Source organism: Paenibacillus sp. EPM92 (genome assembly GCF_016586185.1).
GTDB lineage: Bacteria > Bacillota > Bacilli > Paenibacillales > NBRC-103111 > Paenibacillus_G > Paenibacillus_G validus.
The window spans coordinates 1-16,965 of sequence record NZ_BCPS01000068.1; the positions used below are offsets into that span (position 1 = coordinate 1).

Below are 16,965 nucleotides of genomic sequence, written 5' to 3' on the forward strand. Positions count from 1 at the left end.
AGGCGGCTCGGCGCAGCCCGGCGGTGCAAGCGCGCCCGCAGGCGGCACCGCGCAGCCCGGCGGCGTAAGCGCGCCCGCAGGCGGCTCGGCGCAGCCCGGCGGCGTAAGCGCGCCCGCAGGCGATCCGGCACAAGCGCGCCCGATCGAAGAAGGCCATCATGCGCTCGGGCGCATCATGAAAGCGATCGGCGTCGAGCATGAGCATCAGGCGTTCAAGCTGCTCGGGACGGATTCGCCGTCGGAAGCGAGAGATAGACAAGCCGATTCGCTGAAGAGCGTGCTGATGCAGCTGGCGCAAGTGCCGGACGCATCGGAAGAGGTCAAGCAGGCCGCCCAGCAGGCGGTGCAGCAAATTACAGGTCAGCAATTGTTGTTGAGTCCAGACCGGAACGCCCTTTTTTCCCATGTCACCCTGTTCGTTCCGCTTGTTCAAGCGGACGGCACGCAGACGGCCGCCATACACATTCAGTCCCGCAAAGGGAAGAAGGGCGGTCTGGATGCGAACAATTGCCGGCTCGTATTCGATTTGCAGATGAAAGCGCTCGGCGATACGTTAGTGGACGTTCAGGTGGTGAATCGAATCGTCAGCCTTCATGTGCATAATGACTCCTCGTTCACCGCGGCGCTTCTGGAGTCGTACCGCGAAGAAATTGCCGGAGGTCTTGCATCGATTGGTTACCAATTTATTTCCATGAAAGTAAGTCCATACCCGGCCAAGTTAAGCGATATTAACGACGCATCGGGCGAAGACCGCATGTCGGGGAAAGATTCCAAATCGAACGGAATTCCGTCGGTCTACTCGCACAAGCCCTATAAAGGGGTGGATATACGCGTATGAGTAAAAACGAACCGTCTGGAGCCGTAAAGAGAGCGGTGGCCCTCAAATATGCGCCCGAAAGCACGGCAGCGCCGAAGCTGGTGGCCAAAGGGAAGGGCCGGATCGCCGAATTGATGCTGGACAAAGCCAAAGAAAACGGCGTTCCGATTCAAGAGGATCCTTCGCTCGTCGAGGTGCTGTCCAAGTTGGACATCGATCAGGAAATACCGCCCGAGCTGTACAAGCTTGTGGCGGAGGTGCTCTCCTACATTTACCGTTCGGATTCCCGGGCGAAGGAATGGAGGAGTGAGCATTGACGGATCGGCTCGCCAATAGGAAACAAAGGGGCGCCAAGAGCGAAGCGGAGGCAGCGGCCTATTTAAACCGCGAAGGATGGACGATTGTTGCACGAAATTGGCGCTGTCGCACAGGAGAGCTGGATATCGTGGCGGAGGAGAAAGGGACGCTCGTTATTGTTGAAGTGCGCAGCCGAAATTTGAACGAGACATACGGTACGCCTTCCGAATCGGTCAACGGCAGGAAGCAGCGCCAAATCCGGGAGACGGCCGAAGTGTACTTGCACCGTTATCGGGTGTACGACCGTCAAGTCCGGTTCGACGTAGTCGCAATCCGGATGGATCGTGAGGACAACGTCATACAGCTGGAACATATCCGCAACGCTTTCTGACGGGAGAGCGATTGCGGATTTTGTATGTTGTCGAGACTTTGGAATTGCAGTGCCTTGGCCAAGGGGGGCGTCTACCGTTGTTGCTTCCTTTCGGGCGGCGTCAAGGAGCAGACGTTTGGCGATTTGTTTATTTTCAGGAAGGTCTCTACGCATAGAAGGATAGCGACAAGGGTTGTCGAATTCTATACAAAAAAATGGTTTTTGTTTCTGGAAGTGGAGAAAAACAGGAGAAATAAACTGGAGGCAACTATGATCGCTTATTTCAAAGATTTCTTGTTAAATATTTTCATTATCTTTTCTCCGCTCGTATTTTATCCCTATATTTACAAAACCAAAAGCAGAATTCTACTATACCGATTGCTGTTGTATATCCTCTTTGCGTTTGCCTTAGTAGTCACCATGTCCTTTCCAATCAATCTGAATGGATTAAATTATGATTTTCGCTCGATTCCTTTAGCGGTCGGAGCTCTGTATGGCGGAACGCAAGTCTCCCTTTTATTATACGCAACCCTCATTTTATACCGCTATCTTGCAGGATATCCGTACAATTTGTTTTACGCCATTGCGTTACTGCCCAGTTTTATTGTGATCGTTTTCTCGCTTAGAAAGTATGCCTATTTAAAGCTGTCTCATAAAATCATAGCAGCGGTCCTTTTATGTACCCTGATTAAACTGACGACATTTACCGCTTATCTCTTCATGACGCAGCAAATCGAACTTTTTATTAATAACCCTATGGAAACCTTGCAGACCTATGCCATCCAAGGTGTAATCGTGGGCTTATGCGTTTATTTAGTGGAATTTCTGAATACCTATTTTCACATGCAAGAAGAGGTTAGCAAAAGCGAGAAAATGAAAATGGTCAGCGACATGGCCGCTTCCGTTGCTCATGAGATTCGGAACCCGCTTACAACGGTGAGAGGTTTTATCCAGTTGTTTGGATCAGAAAACTTAGATAAAGATAAGAGACAACTGTATCAAAAAATATGTTTGGAAGAATTGGATCGTGCCCAGGTCATTATTACCGATTATCTCTCGCTGGCCAAACCCGATCCTGAAATTATTGAAAAGATCCATATTCATGAGGAAATCAGTTATTTATCGAATGTTCTCCTGACGTATGCCAATTACAATAATATACAAATCAATGCTATATTGCCTAAAGAACATCTCCTGCATATTGTGGGAGACCGCTATAAATTTAGACAGGCTTTAATCAATATCGGCAAGAACGCTATTGAGGCCATGTATAATGGAGGTCTTTTGGAAATTAAGGCTTATAAAATGTACGATCATGTTGTCATCATCATTAGCGATACCGGAATTGGAATGACTGCCGAGCAAATCAAAAGACTTGGAACCCCTTATTATTCGACCAAGGAAAAGGGCACAGGTCTCGGGACTATGGTTTCCTTCGGCATTATAAAAAAGATGAATGGGAAGATCGATATTAAGAGTGAGCAGGGCAAAGGTACGGAATGCAATATTATGTTCCCCAGCGCCTAGTTGAAAATGATGCGGCCGATAGCAGAGGCTATTGGCCGGGACGGCTAAGGCGGATTTGTACCGGCATCCGGTATGCGCGCCAAGTCCACTTGAATCTTAGCGATATTCGAGTATAGATTGAGGCAGCATCGTACAGGTCGGACAGAGGGCAGGATCCGCAGACGCTTCCTAACGGGAGAGCGATTGCGGCTTTTGCTTCTTGTCGAGACTGCGGTATTGCAGCGCCTCGGCGACATGATGGGCGTTCACTTCATCGCTTCCCTCCAAATCCGCAATCGTGCGCGCGACTTTAATAATCCGGTCATAAGAGCGAACGCTTAAGCCGAGCAGTGTGAACGAACGCTCCAGCAAGGCGGAGGCGTCCCGCTGCAGCCTTCCGTATTCGCGTAAACGGCGGCCGCTCAGCTCGCTGTTGAACAGTATGCCGGTTCCCTGAAAACGCCGTTTCTGCGTCAAGTGAGCCTGCTCGACGCGTTCCCGCATTTCGGACGATGACATCGGCTTCTCCAAACCGGCTAATTGCTCAAAGGGAACCCGGGGCACCTCGACATGCAGGTCGATCCGGTCCAGCAGCGGGCCGGAAATTTTCGAGCGGTATTGCGCCAATTTCAAGGGGGAGCAAAAGCAGGCATCGTTCCCGTCGCCCGTATCGGCTCCCCAATATCCGCACGGACACGGATTCATCGAAGCGGCCAGCAGAAAATGGGCAGGAAACCGATAGACGGCTTTCGCCCGTCCGATCGTTACCCATCGTTCCTCCATGGGCTGGCGCAGCACCTCCAGCACCGTTCTCGTAAATTCAGGCAGCTCGTCCAGAAATAACACCCCGCGATGCGCGAGGCTGATCTCGCCGGGCTTGGGCACGCCGCCTCCACCGACTAACCCGGCCGCCGATATCGTATGATGCGGCGTGCGGAAAGGGCGTTCCCGCACCAGCTGCCGACGATCGGCGAATTTGCCGGAGGCGCTGTAAATTTTAGTTACGTCTAACGATTCCTGCTCGTTCATGGGCGGCATGATGGTGGGCAGTCGTTTGGCAAGCATCGTTTTGCCCGTGCCGGGCGGCCCGATTAACAGGATGTTGTGCATGCCCGCGGCACTGACCATCAGCGCGCGCTTGACGTGCTGCTGTCCGCAAACGTCGGCGTAATCGTCAGCTTGTGCATCCGCTTGAAGGGACGCTGCTTGTGCAAGCGCAGGGGCTAAAGCCTGTCGTCCGCCATCCGTATCCGCTGTCAGCCTCAAATTCCATTCCGCTAAATGGCTGGCCGGCACGACTTCACAGCCTTGAATCCAGCCAGCTTCCTCGGCGTTATCCCGCGGTACGATCACCCGGCGGATCCCTCGTTTAACCGCCGATTCGATCATCGACAACACGCCGGGTACTGGGCGAATCGATCCGTCCAAAGCCAGCTCGCCAATCAGGAGCGAACGCTCCAGCGCTTCCGGCTCCAGCTGGCCGCTTGTCGCGAGAATGCCTAATGCGATAGCCAGGTCGAATGCGGCGCCTTCTTTGCGAATGTCGGCCGGCGCCAAGTTCACCGTGATTCGCTGCAGCGGAAAGGTAAACCCGCAGTTTTTGACGGCCGCCCGCACGCGCTCGATCGATTCTTTGACCGCGCTGTCCGGCAAACCGACAATATTCATTTGGGGAAGTCCGTTGCTCAAGTCGACCTCAACCTCGATCAATCTGCCTTCCACGCCGTGCAAACATGCGCTCGTTACTTTTCCGTACATGCCAAAAAACACCTCTCCCATGAATTTGCCATGGCTAAAGGTGCTTCCTTATCCGCCTCATTATGATTGTATTGTAATCGTTCCCTCCAAAGCTTGCAACAGTTTGCACGCAGAAGCTGTAACACGACGTTTGAACCGCCGGAATTTTGGCGACAATGGGGCTAGAGGTGATGAGAGATGCAGGAAAAACCGTACTTTTGTCCGAATTGCCGGTCCAATCGTATTAAGTTCAGCATCATATCGAGCTACTCGCAGCGTTTTCTGAAAGACGCGATAACCGGGACGGTCCAGCAGGTGACCGAACCCGAAGCGATCGAAGGCCAGGAGCCGACGATCCAATGTCTGGTGTGTCAATTCACCGGAAACGAGCTGCGCTTCATTAAACAAGCGGAGAGAGAGCCTCGAGAATCGACTTCCATCAATACGATTTATTGAGACCGGAACGCGCATCTTCTTTGACGGAAATGCGCGTTTTTACATGTTTAACGCCTTGGCGAAGAAGTCTCGAACCTCCAGCCAATTATTCACGCGAACGTAACCCGTTTCAAGAATGTTGTGAGGAGACGTAAACAGCAGGCCTTGTCCTTCAAACCGTTCAAAATGCTTCGCATTATCGTCGATCAAGTAATCGGCCCGAATGATGCTTTTATCCCCGCAAAACACGAAATTCATATCCGACAAGAACGGAAAGTGCTCCTTCAGCCAAGCATACTTGGCATTAAAAGACGTCGGCACTTCCATGGCAGCGGTTGTGATGAAGATTTCGTACGATTCGCTCAATTCGCGAATGACTTCCTGACTGTGAGGCATGACCTCCAGGTCGCGGAAGAAGTCGTTCGTCATGAAAATCTCATGTATATCGTCGCTTCTTTCCGGCCGCAATGCGCGCAGCTTAACGCCGTGCAAATCCGCGGCAGTCAATTGTTCCTGGAAGCCCTCGTTATACAAACGCAAATATTTGCTCATGGCATCCGCAATGACTTCATCCATATCAATAGCAATTCGTTTCAACTTCACTCCGCCTTCCGTCTTTGTCTAATTTTGTCGATTCAGAAAACTGCTCCGTTCCGAAAACTAATATTTTGTGAATCTATAAAAATAATATATCGCTATTTTAACATAAAAAATAAGGTATCCGCTTAAAAAAAGTGTTACAATGATAAAGGTTTGCCAGATCGGACATGCTATTGTTTGGCAAGCGCGCGTATTTTTAGCGGTCAACTCTTACCGGAAGGGAAGGGTCGATTCCATAGAGCAAGTCAATACCGATAGGAGGATTTTGCTAAATGAATATCCATGAGTATCAAGGCAAAGAAGTGCTGAAGCAGTACGGGGTTGCCGTACCGGAAGGTAAAGTGGCTTTCACGGTGGACGAAGCGGTGGAAGCGGCGAAGTCGCTCGGTACTCCGGTCGTCGTCGTCAAGGCGCAAATTCATGCTGGCGGCCGCGGTAAAGCTGGCGGTGTTAAGGTTGCCAAAAACCTGGATGAAGTGCGTACATACGCTGAGCAAATTCTCGGCAAAGTGCTGGTGACTCACCAAACGGGTCCGGAAGGTAAAGAAGTGAAGCGCCTTTTAATCGAACAAGGCTGCGATATTAAGAAAGAATACTACATTGGCGTCGTCGTAGACCGCGGTACGGGACGCGTCGTGATCATGGGCTCTGAAGAAGGCGGTACGGAAATCGAAGAAGTAGCCGCTCATTCCCCGGAGAAAATCTTCAAAGAAGTTGTCGATCCGGCCATCGGCTTGCAACCGTTCCAAGCGCGTAGACTCGCCTATAACATCAATATTCCTAACGAGCTCGTAAATAAAGCGGCTAAATTTATGCTGTCGTTATATACCGCTTTCGTTGAGAAAGATTGCTCTATCGCCGAAATTAACCCGCTCGTTGTTACCGGCGATGGCAACGTTATGGCTCTGGATGCCAAATTGAACTTCGATTCGAACGCTTTGTTCCGTCACAAAGACATTGTTGAGCTTCGCGATTTGGAAGAAGAAGACGAGAAGGAAATTCAAGCGTCCAAGTATGACCTCAGCTACATCGCGCTCGACGGCAACATCGGCTGCATGGTTAACGGCGCAGGTCTGGCCATGGCGACGATGGACATTATTAAATATTACGGCGGCGACCCGGCCAACTTCCTTGATGTAGGGGGCGGCGCTACCAAGGAGAAAGTAACGGAAGCGTTCAAAATCATTTTGTCCGACGAGAACGTCAAAGGGATTTTCGTCAATATTTTCGGCGGCATTATGAAATGCGACATTATCGCGGAAGGTGTCGTTGCTGCGGCTAGAGAGCTGGGATTGTCTCGTCCGCTCGTCGTCCGTTTGGAAGGCACGAACGTAGAGCTCGGCAAAAAAATCTTGAACGAATCCGGCCTGAATATCGTGGCTGCCGATTCGATGGCAGACGGCGCTCAAAAAATCGTGGCACTGGTGAAATAAGTCGAACGACGCAAACAGGCAAAGCCTTTTCTAAATAATTCAGGGGATGTGAACCATAAACATGTCTATTTTGGTAGATAAAAATACAAAGGTCATCACACAAGGGATTACCGGCGCGACCGGTTTGTTCCATACCAAGGGCGGTTTGGAATACGGTACGCAAATGGTTGGCGGCGTAACGCCGGGTAAAGGCGGAACGAACATCGATATTACGCTGGAGAACGGTACAACCGTCTCTCTGCCGGTTTTCAATACGGTTCAAGAAGCGAAAAAAGCGACCGGCGCGACCGCATCCGTTATTTATGTTGCCGCTCCGTTCGCCGCAGACGCAATCATCGAAGCCGTTGACGCCGAGCTTGACCTCGTCATCTGCATCACGGAAGGTATTCCGGTTCTGGACATGGTTAAAGTCAGCCGTTACATGGAAGGCAAGAAGACCGTCCTGATCGGACCGAACTGCCCGGGCGTCATCACGCCGGACGAGTGCAAAATCGGCATCATGCCGGGATATATTCACACCAAAGGTCATGTCGGCGTTGTTTCCCGAAGCGGAACGTTGACATACGAAGCCGTGCATCAATTAACGACTCGCGGTATCGGCCAATCGTCCGCTGTAGGTATCGGCGGCGACCCGGTTAAAGGCTCCGAGTTCATCGATATTCTTAAATTGTTCAACGAAGATCCGGACACTTACGCGGTCATCATGATCGGTGAAATCGGCGGTTCTGCCGAAGAAGAAGCGGCCGAATGGATCGCGGCGAACATGAAAAAACCGGTTGTCGGCTTCATCGGCGGACAAACGGCGCCTCCGGGCAAACGGATGGGCCATGCCGGCGCTATCATTTCCGGTGGTAAAGGGACGGCAGCTGAGAAAGTGGCCACGATGGAACGCTGCGGCATCAAGGTTGCACCGACTCCTTCCGAAATGGGCTCCACGCTTGTCAGCGTGCTTCAAGAAAAAGGTCTGCTCGAAAAGTGCACGACCCGCAAATAATTCCCGAGAACGGCAAGCAGCCTCTCATTCTCCGCATGACGGAGATGAGAGGTTTTTTTTGTTGGATTCGCCCCGAGTTTCAGTAAAGTTGTTTCTATTATAAGGAGTGATATATACTATATGAACAACCGGCACCTTTTGTTTGCGCTTCATCAACTGCCCGGCATCGGTTGGAAGACGATTCAACGGCTTGTATCCCGATTCGAAACGCTTGACGATATGCGAACGCTGGAACCACGCGAATGGACGCAGTTCGGATTCACACCCGGCCGGGCCGGACAGATGAGTTCCGCATTGCGGGAGCTGTCCGAGCGGACTTTGGAGGACTGGCTCGCGAGGTATGAACGCGAGGGAATCCGCTGGCTGACCGTCTGGGATGCGGATTACCCGGCGCTGCTGAAAGAAACGGCCGATCCGCCGTGGATTATATACGGCAAGGGCGACTTCTCTTTAAGCGGGCGATTATGTATCGCGTTGGTAGGGACGCGAACGCCGACCGTGTACGGCAAGCTAACGGCGGAAAGGCTCGGCGAGTCGCTTGCGAATGCCGGTGTTTGCGTCGTCAGCGGCATGGCGCGGGGGATTGACAGCCTATCGCACGAAGGCGCTTTAAGGGGAAAGGGTGGTACGATCGCCGTCCTTGGCTGCGGGCTGGACACGGTGTATCCGCCGGAAAATAAAGCGTTGTTTCACCGGGTCGCGGAGCAAGGGCTGCTCTTGTCCGAATATCCGCTCGGTACGCTGCCGCGCGCAGGCTTGTTCCCGCAGCGAAACCGCATTATTGCAGGGCTAAGCGTGGGCGTCGTCGTGGTGGAAGCGGCGCTTCAAAGCGGATCGCTGATAACGGCCAACCTTGCGCTCGACTACTCGCGCGACGTGTTTGCGATTCCGGGGCCGATTCATTCGGCCAAGAGTCAAGGAACGCTGAAGCTCATCAAGGATGGGGCCAAAATGGTTACAAGCCCGGACGATATTATGGAGGAATATGCGAGCCGGATAGCCTCGGAGCATTCCGCATACATTAAAGACACGAAGGAAACACTGGGAATTATGGCTGAAGACGAACGGAAAATCTATGAATTGCTGGAGTCCGGTCCGAAAACGATCGATCAGCTCTTGGGGCAAAGTCAATTTAACTTTGGACATTTGCACGCAGTTCTGATAAATTTACTAATGATGCGACGAATCGTAGAACTACCGGGATCAGCCTACACGATACCTTGATTTGTATACATATATATATGTTGAAGGGGGAAGGACACCTATGGCCGATTCGTTAGTCATTGTGGAGTCACCCGCAAAAGCCAAAACGATTGGTAAATACTTGGGCAGTAAATATATCGTAAAAGCTTCCATGGGGCACATTCGAGATTTGCCAAAAAGCCAGATCGGCGTTGAGATCAATAAAAACTTTGAACCGAAATACATTACGATTCGGGGCAAGGGCTCTGTTCTGAAAGAATTGAAAGACGCGAGCAAACGCGTAAAAAAAGTATATCTGGCGGCTGACCCGGATCGCGAAGGGGAAGCGATCGCCTGGCATTTGGCGCACTATCTGGAAATTTCCGATCAGGACCCCTGCCGCGTCGTGTTTAACGAGATTACGAAGCAAGCCGTGAAGGACGCGTTCAAGACGCCGCGCAAAATCAATCAGGATTTGGTTAATGCGCAGCAAGCCAGACGTATTTTGGACCGGTTGGTCGGTTATAAGATCAGTCCGCTGCTCTGGAAAAAGGTGAAAAAAGGACTTTCCGCAGGCCGGGTACAATCTGTAGCTGTCAAGCTCATTTACGACCGGGAGAACGAAATTAATGCGTTCGTGCCGGAAGAATACTGGACGATTACGGCAAAGCTGTCTACGGGCAAAGCCGATTTCGAAGCGAAGTTCTACAGCGTCGGCGGCAACAAGAAGGATTTAAAGAATGAAGCCGAGGTTAAAGAAGTTCTTCAAGGGTTAAGCAAGTCGGAGTTTGTCGTCAGCGAGGTGAAAGAGAAGGAGCGGCACCGCAATCCTTCGCCGCCGTTCATCACAAGTTCGCTGCAGCAGGAGGCCGCTCGTAAGCTCGGCTTCCGCGCCTCGAAGACGATGTCCGTTGCGCAGCAGCTATACGAAGGTATTGATCTCGGCCCGGAGGGCACGGTCGGGTTGATCACTTACATGAGAACCGACTCGACCCGTATTTCGCCGGTGGCGCAAGAAGAAGCGAAGGACTTCATTGTGAATAAGTTCGGGGCGGAGTATTACCCGGAGACGCCGCGTGTTTACGTCAAGAAAAACAGCAACGCGCAGGATGCCCATGAAGCGATCCGGCCAAGCTCGGTGCTTCGCGACCCGGATTCCATCAAATCGCATTTGAGCCGGGATCAATTCCGTTTGTATAAGCTCGTTTGGGAACGCTTTGTCGCAAGCCAGATGGCCTCGGCCGTGCTGGATACGATGACCGTCGATTTAACGGCGGGCGAAGCTGTTTTTCGGGCGGTCGGGTCCAAGATAAAGTTCCACGGTTTTATGAAAGTTTATGTTGAAGGCAATGACGACGCGGCCGATTCCGGCGATGACGACGATCGTTTGCTGCCTCCGCTGAAGCAGGGCGATCAGGTAACAAAGAAACAGATTGATCCCAAGCAGCATTTCACACAGCCGCCGCCGCGATTTACGGAAGCGCGCCTCGTGAAAGCGCTCGAGGAGATGGGCATCGGACGACCGAGCACGTATGCGCCGACGCTCGAAACGATCCAGAAGCGCGGGTATGTCGCAATTGAAGATAAGAAGTTCGTTCCCACAGAGCTCGGCGAGCTTGTGATCCAGCAGATGATCGAGTTTTTCCCGGAAATCCTGGACGTGGAATTTACCGCGCATATGGAAGAGGGACTCGATCATATCGAGGAAGGCAAGGAAGACTGGGTTCAGGTATTGAGCGAATTTTACGAATCTTTCGAAAAAAGGCTGGAAGTTGCGGAAGAAGAAATGGAGAAGGTGGAAATCCAGGATGAGGTTTCCGACGAAATTTGCGAGAAGTGCGGCCGCAATTTTGTATACAAGATGGGTCGATTCGGCAAGTTTCTTGCCTGCTCAGGCTTTCCGGACTGCCGCAATACGAAGCCGATAGTCAAAGATATCGGCGTGCCGTGTCCGACTTGTCATCAAGGAAAAATCATCGAACGCCGCAGCAAAAAGGGACGCATATTTTATGGTTGCGACCGCTATCCCGAGTGCGAATTCGTCTCGTGGGATAAGCCGATCGGCCAGCCTTGTCCGAAGTGCAGCGGGATGCTGATCGAGAAGCGCAACAAGTCGGGTGTCTTTATTCAATGCGTCTCGTGCGACTTCAAGGAAGAAGCGAAGGACAACGAGAACGAGAGTGAAATGGAGTAACCGCATTATCGCTGACAGCGGTTAGCCTAGGCGTTGATGCGGAACATGCAGGAGGAACGAACGTTGACTGAAGGAAATAAAGTGACCGTCATCGGGGCGGGGCTTGCGGGCAGCGAGGCCGCCTGGCAAATCGCGTCGCAGGGCGTCCCGGTGGTTCTATATGAGATGCGGCCGGTGCGCAAGACACCGGCGCATATATCCGATCAATTCGCGGAGCTTGTCTGCAGCAACTCGCTGCGAGCGAACGGCTTGACGAACGCTGTCGGTTTGCTGAAGGAAGAAATGCGTATCATGAACTCGCTGATATTACGTGCGGCGGACAAACATGCGGTGCCTGCCGGCGGTGCACTTGCCGTCGATCGCGAAGGGTTCTCGGGCGAGGTCACCTCGATGCTGCGCAATCACCCGCTGATCGAGGTTCGCAACGAGGAGCTGGAGACGCTGCCGGACGGGATTACCGTAGTGGCTACAGGGCCGCTAACGTCGCCAGGCTTGTCCAAGCATCTGCAGGAGCTATTCGGCGAAGAATATTTGTACTTCTACGATGCGGCCGCTCCGATTGTCGAGAAAGATTCGATCGACATGAGCAAAGTGTACTTGGCCTCGCGTTACGATAAAGGCGAAGCCGCCTACTTAAACTGTCCGATGAACGAAGAAGAGTTTAACCGTTTCTACGATGCGCTTGTTACGGCGGAGACGGCGCCGATGAAGGAATTTGAGAAGGAAATTTATTTCGAAGGCTGCATGCCGATCGAAGTCATGGCGAAGCGCGGCCGGCAAACCGTTCTATTCGGACCGATGAAGCCTGTCGGACTCGTCAATCCCCATACGGGCGAACTGCCGCACGCGGTCGTTCAGCTCCGTCAGGACAACGCGGCGGGCACCTTATACAACCTGGTCGGATTTCAGACCCATTTGAAATGGGGCGAGCAAAAGCGCGTCTTCTCGCTAATTCCCGGTCTGGAGAATGCGGAGTTTGTCCGATACGGCGTGATGCACCGCAATACGTTTATCAACTCGCCCCGCTTGTTAAAGCCGACCTATCAATTCCGCAATCGCGACAACCTGTTTTTTGCCGGACAGATGACCGGGGTGGAAGGATATGTGGAATCGGCTGCTTCCGGTTTGATCGCAGGCATGAACGCAGCGCGCTTCGCCAAGGGGGAAGAATGCGTCGTATTGCCGGCAGATACGGCATTAGGCAGTATGGCGCAGTATATTACGACGGCGGACTTTAAACATTTTCAACCGATGAACGCAAATTTCGGATTATTTCCGCCGCTGGAAGAACGAATCAAGAACAAGAAGCTGAAGTACGAGAAAATCGCTGAACGAGCAATTGCGAAAATTCAGAATTTTTCACAAAACACACACAATTCGGCTTGTCAATGAAACTTGTACTATGTTACGATATACCCGTCTATCATGCATGTACCTTGGTCATGGGTCGGAAACTCACGGAAACTAAGCTTGTAATTAAGCTTAGTTTTCGTCTTGAATAGAGGAGGAAATTCGCCTTATGGAGACATTTCACGCGACGACGATATTCGCGATCCGGCATCAGGGGAAAGGCGCCATCGCCGGGGACGGTCAAGTGACGTTCGGCAACAGTATGGTGATGAAGTCGCAAGCGAAGAAAGTACGCCGATTGTACCGCGGCAACGTCATCGCCGGCTTTGCAGGCTCGGTGGCGGATGCGATCACCCTTTTTGAGAAATTTGAGGCCAAGCTTGAGGAGCATCACGGCAACTTGCAGCGGGCCGCGGTGGAGCTGGCCAAAGATTGGCGTCAAGACCGGGTGCTCCGGCGTCTTGAGGCGATGATGATCGTCATGGATCGTACGGGCCTGCTGTTGATTTCCGGCAATGGCGAAATTATCGAACCGGACGACGGCATACTGGCGATCGGCTCCGGAGGCAGCTTCGCGCTTGCGGCGGGTAGAGCGCTTCACCGGTACGCGCCCGACATGAGTGCCAAGGAAATCGCGAAGGCGGCTTTGACGATGGCTGCCGACATCTGCGTATTCACAAACCATAACATTATCGTCGAAGAGATCGAATAATCCGGGAGGTGGCGGACGTGCCTGCAAACAGCTTGACTCCGAAAGAAATCGTAGCCGAATTGGATAAATATATTATCGGCCAGCGGCAGGCTAAGAAATCAGTCGCCGTTGCCTTGCGCAACCGTTATCGCCGCAGCCGATTGGAAGAATCGCTCCGGGATGAGATTGTGCCGAAAAACATTCTTATGATCGGACCTACCGGCGTTGGGAAGACGGAAATCGCCCGACGGCTGGCTAAGCTTGTCGGGGCGCCTTTTATTAAAGTCGAAGCGACCAAATTTACGGAAGTCGGGTATGTCGGACGCGATGTCGAATCGATGGTTCGCGATTTGGTCGAAACGTCGATCCGGATGGTGAAAGCGGAGAAAACGGACCGATTGAAGGACAAAGCGGAGCAAATGGTCGTCGAACGTATCGCTGCGATCCTTGTGCCGAGCCCCTCGAAATCGAAAGGACAACGCAACCCGTTCGAAATGTTGTTCGGCAATCAAGGAAATCCGGCGGCCGAAACGGAGCCGGAGAATGACGCCGCGATTATCGCCCGGCGCAAAGAAGTGAAGGAGCAGCTTGAGCGAGGCGAGCTTGAGCAGAAGGTGATTGAGATCGAGGTGGAGGACAACAGTCCGACAATGCTCGACATGCTGGGCGGCCAAGGTAACGAGCAGGCGGGCATGAATATGCAGGAGCTGTTCGGGAGCTTATTGCCGAAGCGTACGAAAAAGCGCAAGCTACCGATCAAGGAGGCGCGCAAGACGCTGCTTCATGAGGAAGCGCAGAAGCTGCTTGATATGGACGAAGTCATTCAGGAGGCGGTGCTTCGCGCGGAGCAAAGCGGCATTATTTTTATCGATGAAATCGATAAAATTTGCAGTTCCGGCCGCGGCGGTGGGCCCGACGTATCACGCGAGGGCGTGCAAAGGGATATCTTGCCGATTGTGGAAGGCTCGACCATTATGACGAAGTACGGACCGGTCAAAACCGATTTTATTTTATTCATGGCTGCTGGGGCGTTTCATATTGCCAAGCCTTCCGATTTAATTCCCGAGCTGCAGGGGCGCTTTCCGATTCGCGTCGAATTAAGCAGCCTGACCCAGCAAGACTTCGTACTGATTTTGAAAGAACCCAAAAACGCACTGACGAAGCAGTACACCGCATTGCTCGAGACCGAGGGCATCCGTGTCGAATTTTCAGATGAGGCGATTCTTGAAATTGCGCGGATTGCCGCAGAAGTGAATCAGAACACCGACAATATCGGTGCGCGCCGTCTGCACACGATACTTGAGAAACTGCTGGAGGACTTGTCTTTTGAAGCGCCTGAGCTTACCTTGGAGCAAATCGTAATCTCTCCCGAATATGTGCGCGAGAAGTTGTCCGATATCGTTCAGAATCGGGATTTGAGCCAATATATACTGTAATCGTTTGACTTGGAGGCACGAACATGACACTTTTGATGAAAACCAGAAGGCTGAATAAATTGTTGCAAAAAGAAGCGGGCAATCCGGTCAGCTTTATGGATATGGCGGCCGTTCTCGGCGATATTTTGTCCGCTGATATTTTTGTCGTCAGCCGGAGGGGAAAGGTGCTGGGCAGTTCGCTTACCACGTCGGGGCAGGAGGCTTGGACGAGGCTTTCCGTTCTGCAAGAAAATCGCTTTCCGAACGAATATAATCAACTTCTCATGCAGGTGACGGAAACGTCGTCGAATTTAGAAGCGGGTTCCGCTTATGACGTGTTCGGCGATCATGCGGATGAGCCGAGATTTCATATCACGCTTGTCCCGATTATTGGAGGCGGGGAACGCCTCGGGACGCTCGTGCTGACGAAGCGCGGCCGCGAATTTATCGACGACGACTTAATATTGGCTGAATACGGTTCAACGGTCGTGGCGATGGAGATTTTGCGGGAAAAGGCGGAGCAGATCGAAGTGGAAGCAAGAAGCAAGGCGGTCGTTCAGGTAGCGGTAGCCTCGCTGTCCTTCAGCGAACTGGAAGCGGTCGAGCATATTTTCGAGCAGCTTGAAGGCATGGAAGGGCTGCTCGTGGCCAGCAAAATCGCCGATCGTGTCGGCATTACGCGTTCGGTTATCGTCAATGCGCTGCGCAAGTTGGAGAGCGCCGGCGTCATCGAAACGCGCTCCCTCGGGATGAAAGGGACGTATATTCGAGTCCTGAATGATCAACTTCTTGCCGGTATACAGAGCGTGAAATTATAAAATTTTTTTGAAATGTGTCGAAATTAACAAAATAACATCGTTTTTTGAAGTCCTATATGAAAATATAGGGCTTTTTTCTTATTGAAATCATTTCCATCTTTCTTCAATATAGATATAGTTCTCGGTTACTACAATATATGCCATGGTTGTTATTATTTTTTTAAAAGATATTGTCGAAGAAAGGAGGATATTACCCCTCCCTTGTTGAATTACTACTCTCAGATTATTTCGTGCGAAAGTAGGAGTTTTTCTTATGATGATCCTGAATAAGCCCGGTTTTCAAATGATGGAACGCTCGTTGGATGCGGCCACCTTACGGCAAAGAGTTATTGCCGATAACATAGCCAACGTCGATACGCCATTTTTTAAGAGATCGGAAGTTCGATTTGAAGAATTGCTGCAGCAGGAAATAAACGGAGGTTCAATCCAAGGATTTCGGACGGATCCGCGGCATATTGAAATTGGGCGTCCTAGTCAGCCCCAGCCGCAGTTGATACGGGACAATCAAACATTAATCAACAATAACCTGAATAATGTCGACATCGATTATGAAATGGCCTTAATGGCCAAGAACCAATTACGCTACAATACGATGGTGCAGCAAGTGAGTGCGGATATCAAAAAGGTTAGAACAGCTATAGGGGGACGGTAATCGATGAGATTAACGAACGGATATGACATAAGTGCTTCCGCCCTGACGGCTCAGCGGTTTCGAATGGATGTCATTTCTTCCAACATTGCCAACGCCGACTCGACGCGCGCGCGCATGGTGAACGGCAAATGGGTACCTTATCAACGAAAGCTCGTAACGATGGAGCCGAAGCAGCAAAGTTTTGCCTACACGCTTCAAAACGCAATGTCCGGTAAGGATGCCGGGGCAGGCGAAGGGGTAAGAATTGCGCAAGTGATTGAAGATACTTCACCGCTTAAGCAAGTATACAATCCGACGCATCCCGATGCGGACGAGAACGGATTTGTCATGCTGCCGAACGTAGACATTCTGAAAGAAATGGTTGACATGATGTCGGCAACGCGATCCTATGAAGCGAATGTTACCGCTTTGAACGCCTCCAAGGCGTTGGTGACCAAAGCGCTCGAAATCGGTAGATAAAAACGACAAGCCATT

The 16,965-nt window shown here is 51.7% G+C and carries 16 protein-coding genes and 1 pseudogene; 15 read left to right on the top strand and 2 right to left on the bottom strand.

Going from position 1 to position 16,965, the window contains the following annotated elements; genetic code table 11:
• From JMF85_RS15055 to JMF85_RS15070, 4 genes and pseudogenes are all read left to right on the top strand, one after another.
• Window positions 1-838, top strand: a pseudogene (locus tag JMF85_RS15055) (hypothetical protein); the annotation flags it as partial.
• Window positions 835-1,134: an EscU/YscU/HrcU family type III secretion system export apparatus switch protein gene (locus tag JMF85_RS15060; protein WP_054796982.1), complete on the top strand. Its 300-nt coding sequence runs from the start codon at window positions 835-837 to the stop codon at window positions 1,132-1,134. The pseudogene JMF85_RS15055 and the gene JMF85_RS15060, both read left to right, overlap by 4 nt.
• On the top strand, window positions 1,131-1,505 hold the full coding sequence (locus JMF85_RS15065; RefSeq protein WP_054796983.1) for a YraN family protein: 375 nt from the start codon (window positions 1,131-1,133) through the stop codon (window positions 1,503-1,505). The genes JMF85_RS15060 and JMF85_RS15065 overlap by 4 nt, the downstream gene beginning before the upstream one ends.
• A 54-nt stretch (window positions 1,506-1,559) precedes the next feature.
• Entirely contained in the window at window positions 1,560-3,011 is a 1,452-nt protein-coding gene (locus tag JMF85_RS15070; RefSeq protein WP_164751701.1) for an ATP-binding protein, read from the top strand.
• 168 nt (window positions 3,012-3,179) lie between these two features.
• On the opposite strand, the gene JMF85_RS15075 is transcribed toward JMF85_RS15070, so the two are convergent.
• Window positions 3,180-4,748, bottom strand: a complete 1,569-nt coding sequence (locus JMF85_RS15075; protein ID WP_127604574.1) for a YifB family Mg chelatase-like AAA ATPase — start codon at window positions 4,746-4,748, stop codon at window positions 3,180-3,182.
• 177 nt (window positions 4,749-4,925) lie between these two features.
• Here JMF85_RS15075 and JMF85_RS15080 point away from each other — a divergent pair, with 177 nt between their 5' ends.
• On the top strand, window positions 4,926-5,183 hold the full coding sequence (locus tag JMF85_RS15080; RefSeq protein ID WP_054796985.1) for a hypothetical protein: 258 nt from the start codon (window positions 4,926-4,928) through the stop codon (window positions 5,181-5,183).
• Between the two features lie 39 nt (window positions 5,184-5,222).
• Here JMF85_RS15080 and JMF85_RS15085 read toward each other — a convergent pair whose 3' ends face one another.
• Window positions 5,223-5,759 (bottom strand): 5' nucleotidase, NT5C type, encoded by a 537-nt coding sequence (locus tag JMF85_RS15085; protein ID WP_054796986.1) that lies wholly within the window; start codon window positions 5,757-5,759, stop codon window positions 5,223-5,225.
• 275 nt (window positions 5,760-6,034) lie between these two features.
• On the opposite strand from JMF85_RS15085, the gene sucC reads away from it, so the two are divergent.
• The 10 genes from sucC (at window position 6,035) to flgC (ending at window position 16,950) form a co-directional block, all read left to right on the top strand.
• The gene (sucC, locus tag JMF85_RS15090; RefSeq protein ID WP_127604572.1) at window positions 6,035-7,195 is read left to right on the top strand and encodes an ADP-forming succinate--CoA ligase subunit beta; all 1,161 of its coding nucleotides are present in this window, start codon (window positions 6,035-6,037) and stop codon (window positions 7,193-7,195) included.
• Window positions 7,196-7,256: 61 nt separating this feature from the next.
• Complete coding sequence (gene sucD / locus JMF85_RS15095; RefSeq protein ID WP_127604571.1) at window positions 7,257-8,189, top strand: succinate--CoA ligase subunit alpha; 933 nt, start codon at window positions 7,257-7,259, stop codon at window positions 8,187-8,189.
• A gap of 120 nt (window positions 8,190-8,309) precedes the next feature.
• Entirely contained in the window at window positions 8,310-9,413 is a 1,104-nt protein-coding gene (gene dprA / locus JMF85_RS15100; RefSeq protein WP_054796987.1) for a DNA-processing protein DprA, read from the top strand.
• 40 nt (window positions 9,414-9,453) lie between these two features.
• Window positions 9,454-11,565: a type I DNA topoisomerase gene (gene topA, locus JMF85_RS15105; RefSeq protein ID WP_155614353.1), complete on the top strand. Its 2,112-nt coding sequence runs from the start codon at window positions 9,454-9,456 to the stop codon at window positions 11,563-11,565.
• Between the two features lie 63 nt (window positions 11,566-11,628).
• Complete coding sequence (trmFO, locus tag JMF85_RS15110) at window positions 11,629-12,957, top strand: FADH(2)-oxidizing methylenetetrahydrofolate--tRNA-(uracil(54)-C(5))-methyltransferase TrmFO (RefSeq protein ID WP_127604565.1); 1,329 nt, start codon at window positions 11,629-11,631, stop codon at window positions 12,955-12,957.
• Between the two features lie 127 nt (window positions 12,958-13,084).
• Window positions 13,085-13,627 (top strand): ATP-dependent protease subunit HslV, encoded by a 543-nt coding sequence (gene hslV / locus JMF85_RS15115; protein ID WP_054796988.1) that lies wholly within the window; start codon window positions 13,085-13,087, stop codon window positions 13,625-13,627.
• Between the two features lie 17 nt (window positions 13,628-13,644).
• Window positions 13,645-15,042 carry an ATP-dependent protease ATPase subunit HslU gene (gene hslU / locus JMF85_RS15120; protein WP_141333895.1) on the top strand — a complete coding sequence of 466 codons (1,398 nt, stop codon included), beginning with the start codon at window positions 13,645-13,647 and terminating at the stop codon, window positions 15,040-15,042.
• A gap of 23 nt (window positions 15,043-15,065) precedes the next feature.
• Window positions 15,066-15,839: a GTP-sensing pleiotropic transcriptional regulator CodY gene (gene codY / locus JMF85_RS15125; RefSeq protein ID WP_054799589.1), complete on the top strand. Its 774-nt coding sequence runs from the start codon at window positions 15,066-15,068 to the stop codon at window positions 15,837-15,839.
• A 253-nt stretch (window positions 15,840-16,092) separates the two neighbouring features.
• Complete coding sequence (gene flgB, locus JMF85_RS15130; protein ID WP_054799590.1) at window positions 16,093-16,491, top strand: flagellar basal body rod protein FlgB; 399 nt, start codon at window positions 16,093-16,095, stop codon at window positions 16,489-16,491.
• A 3-nt stretch (window positions 16,492-16,494) separates the two neighbouring features.
• Complete coding sequence (gene flgC, locus JMF85_RS15135) at window positions 16,495-16,950, top strand: flagellar basal body rod protein FlgC (protein ID WP_054796990.1); 456 nt, start codon at window positions 16,495-16,497, stop codon at window positions 16,948-16,950.
• Window positions 16,951-16,965: the final 15 nt, after the last annotated feature.